The organism is Thermodesulfitimonas sp. (genome assembly GCF_052743955.1).
The window spans coordinates 1-3131 of sequence record NZ_JBRAIN010000139.1; the positions used below are offsets into that span (position 1 = coordinate 1).

General features: G+C 54.0%; 6 protein-coding genes. 5 read left to right on the forward strand and 1 reads right to left on the reverse strand.

Going from position 1 to position 3131, the window contains the following annotated elements; genetic code table 11:
- Positions 1–269: 269 nt before the first annotated feature.
- The 5 genes from ACUVTA_RS09130 to ACUVTA_RS09150 all read left to right on the forward strand — a co-directional run bounded on the left by ACUVTA_RS09130 (position 270) and on the right by ACUVTA_RS09150 (position 2535).
- The gene (locus ACUVTA_RS09130; RefSeq protein WP_445952627.1) at positions 270–647 is read left to right on the forward strand and encodes a hypothetical protein; all 378 of its coding nucleotides are present in this window, start codon (positions 270–272) and stop codon (positions 645–647) included.
- 34 nt (positions 648–681) lie between these two features.
- Positions 682–756, forward strand: coding sequence for a hypothetical protein (locus ACUVTA_RS09135; RefSeq protein ID WP_445952631.1), 75 nt, complete (start codon positions 682–684; stop codon positions 754–756).
- The gene (locus tag ACUVTA_RS09140) at positions 734–1111 is read left to right on the forward strand and encodes a GGDEF domain-containing protein (RefSeq protein ID WP_445952628.1); all 378 of its coding nucleotides are present in this window, start codon (positions 734–736) and stop codon (positions 1109–1111) included. Before ACUVTA_RS09135 ends, ACUVTA_RS09140 begins: the two co-directional genes overlap by 23 nt.
- Positions 1112–1312: 201 nt before the next feature.
- Positions 1313–2152 carry a zinc metalloprotease HtpX gene (locus tag ACUVTA_RS09145; RefSeq protein WP_445952629.1) on the forward strand — a complete coding sequence of 280 codons (840 nt, stop codon included), beginning with the start codon at positions 1313–1315 and terminating at the stop codon, positions 2150–2152.
- A gap of 131 nt (positions 2153–2283) precedes the next feature.
- The gene (locus ACUVTA_RS09150) at positions 2284–2535 is read left to right on the forward strand and encodes a hypothetical protein (protein WP_445952630.1); all 252 of its coding nucleotides are present in this window, start codon (positions 2284–2286) and stop codon (positions 2533–2535) included.
- Positions 2536–2606: 71 nt separating this feature from the next.
- On the opposite strand, the gene ACUVTA_RS09155 is transcribed toward ACUVTA_RS09150, so the two are convergent.
- Entirely contained in the window at positions 2607–2825 is a 219-nt protein-coding gene (locus tag ACUVTA_RS09155; protein WP_445952632.1) for an Hsp20/alpha crystallin family protein, read from the reverse strand.
- Positions 2826–3131 lie beyond the last annotated feature (306 nt).

The window sequence follows — 3131 nt, forward strand, 5'->3', positions numbered from 1 at the left end:
GGACGGTGAGGTCTCTCTTCGTTTTCTCCTCCCTCATACCCTCCAAAGATTCCTATAGGAACTTTACACTAACTTAAATTTTTCGCTGCCAATTAAGGTGAACTGGTGGCGGGGGTTTGGAAAAAAGGTAAAGTTTAGATATCTTTGGGCCTGAAAAAGTGGTAAAGAAAGTTTTCCTCGGGAAGGAAATTATAACTAATTTAGCAAAAATAAGCATAATACATTAAGCAAGCCTGGCATAACCTAAGGAGGCGAATGTTTAAATTGGGGTGACTTACGGCTTTCGCGCGGCGGACGTTACGCTTGCCTTTTGGATAGCACCCCTGGCGCTCCGGGTTTTTGCTGGCGGTTTAGGTTATAGCAAAGACGCCTGGATACTACATCTGGTACCGGCGGCCCTTCTTGCTTATCGCTGGGGGCTGCGGGGTACTTTCGCAGCGGCACTGGTTGCTGGCGTGACGATCGGTGTCGCCAGCCTGGTTAGGAAAGATGCCGGCGATTTACCGGTTATGAGCCTTGTAATCGGGGTGGCGTTATTCACCGGCCTTTTGTTTGAACGCAAGCGGCGTAAAGAGGTGGCGCTTTGCGAGACAGTAAGCGAGTTGGAACAACTGGTGATTACCGAATCCTCTAACCGGCGTCTATAACCGGCGCTACCTTTTTGAGCGCCTGCAGGCGGAGGTGGCGCGGGGAAAGCGCCACAATATTCCGGTTTCGGTAGTAATGCTCGACCTTGACGGCTTTAAAGCTTATTAAGTACGGTCATCTGGCAGGTGATGTCTTACTACAGAATGTGGCTAAAGCTATCCGCCACGCGCTACGTCAGGAAGATGTTGTGGTCCGCTACGGCGGCGACGAGTTCGCCGTTATTCTGACCGGTGCCGACGCCCGGTCCGCGATGATTACTGCGGAAAGGCTCCGCAATACGGTAAAAAGTACCGGGGTAAGCATGAGCCTAAGGGTGGTGACTTACCCCCAGGACGGCACTACGGCCGAGGAGCTTCTACGCAGGGCCGACTATTACCTATTAGCGGCCAAAGCTCTGCAGGGAAGGACCGGATTTAGGCGCTGCAAAGTTAAAGTAGCCACCCCAGCCCAAGGGATTAAGTGAAAAAGAAAACAAACGAAGGTGGCGTTTTCGCAAAAGCGCAAAAAAGTACTATCTCCCCCCAAGGTAGAAGTTCCGGTGGCTAATCTGTAGGGTTATCTGTTATTCTGCAAGAAGCGGCCTTCGCATCTTGACCTGGCTCTCTTTTCCCTGTTATTTTTATTTATGATGTTTCCGGACCCAAAGGTTACGAGGAGGGTGGATATGGATAGGTTACGGGTCTGGTTTCTTATGGCGTGCCTTTCAGTACTTCTCGTTTTAATCGGCCGTTTTGTCGGCGGCAGTCACGGAGCACTCCTCTTCTTCCTTATTGCGGCCGGCCTAAATTTCTTTACCTATTTTCATAGTGATAAAATCGCGCTTAAAATGACCGGGTCGCGTCCGCTAGCCCGGGAGGAAGCGCCTGAAATTTACGCTATTCTCGAACGATTAACCCAGCGAGCGGGGCTGCCGATGCCGCGCGTTTATCTCACGCCTTCGCCGCAGCCTAACGCTTTTGCTACTGGCCGCAACCCGCAACATGCGGCGGTTGCCGTAACCAAGGGGCTGATGCAGTTGCTTACCTGGCCAGAGATTGAAGGTGTACTGGCTCACGAGCTCGCCCATATCAAAAACCGGGATACGCTTACCGGTACTATTGTGGCTACTTTGGCGGGGGCGATCACGATGATCGCGGATGTCATCCGGTGGGGCTTTATTTTCGGTGCGGGGAGGCACGAGGATGAGGGGGATAATCCGATTGCGGCGCTAGCGCTGGCCATCCTGGCACCGCTAGCCGCGTTGCTAATCCAGATGGCGATCTCCCGCGCGGGGGAGTTCCGGGCAGATGCTACCGGCGCACGGATAGCCGGGAATGCTGATGGTTTGGCCAATGCCCTTTTGAAGCTGGAGCAAGCGGCGCAGCATCTGCCGATGCCTGGAAATCCGGCAGTATCACACCTTTTTATTGTTAATCCTCTTTCTGGCGAGAGCCTGTTACGCCTTTTTAGCACCCACCCACCGGTAAGTGAGCGGGTGAAGCGGCTGCGAGCGCTTGCCCTGTAGGATGCGGCTTAGCAGCTGGGTTGAATGGTAATTCCTTCGGGGGGGTTACAGTGCCTTTTCGCGTATGGCTTTTTGGTGATATACCTGCATGTGGTGACCGTCCGAGCTGACCGCCGCGGGGTTGCGCGGCCGTGCTGCCGCTGAGCTACCATTTTTACCGCAAGGCGCTAGAGAAGAGTTTCGGTTCGCGCGTGCGCTTTATCTATCAGGATTTTAACGCTCCAGGTGACTTGCCTGACGCCACCGACTTGGTCGAGATTATTCGGGCGGCAAACCTCCCTCTCCCGGTGGTTGTTCTGGGCCGTGAGGTTTTCATGGCTGGTAGTCTTCCGGGCGTGGCAGAACTGGTGCGGGAGGTGAAAAAGCGCCTCCCGGAAGAATAAAGGACGCCGCTATAAGCGCCCTTCGTTCGGTTTGAGGTAAAACAGTGTCGGATGTCCCCATACGGAAGCCGTTAATGCACCGGAACGCGGACCGACCGGCGTTTGCCGGCTTCGCTTTTAGGCATCCGGATTTCGAGGATACCATTACGATAATTAGCGGTGGCTTCTTCGGGTCTGACCTCTGTCGGGAGAGCTCCTGTCCGGCTGAAGCTGCCGTAGTAACGTCCTGCATGGTAAATTCCTTCCCCTTGCTGCTCGTAACCGCGCTTTAGCTCGCCCCGCAGGGTCAGGAAGTCTTCGGTAACGGTAACCTTCTACGTCGTCCTTTGACTCGAGTCCTGGAATTTCAGCGACCGCTACCACTTCGTTTTCCGTCTGGTAGATATCCATCCGCGGTGTTGTTGCCTCCATGGGGGCTCCCCACCGAAAGCCTAAGCCCGGTCGCAAGGCGTCCCACAACCGGTCCATCTGTTCCCGCAGGGTGGTGATTTCACCGAAAGGGTCACGAAAAGGATTACGTCGTCGTATCAAGGCCATATGGCAAATCCTCCTCGTATAATTTGGTTTAGCAACCCATAAGGTTCACGGATTGAATC

Bases quoted from the DNA above. Each gene is read 5' to 3' on its own strand.
- ACUVTA_RS09145 (WP_445952629.1), top strand. From the start codon at position 1,313: ATGGATAGGTTACGGGTCTGGTTTCTTATGGCGTGCCTTTCAGTACTT.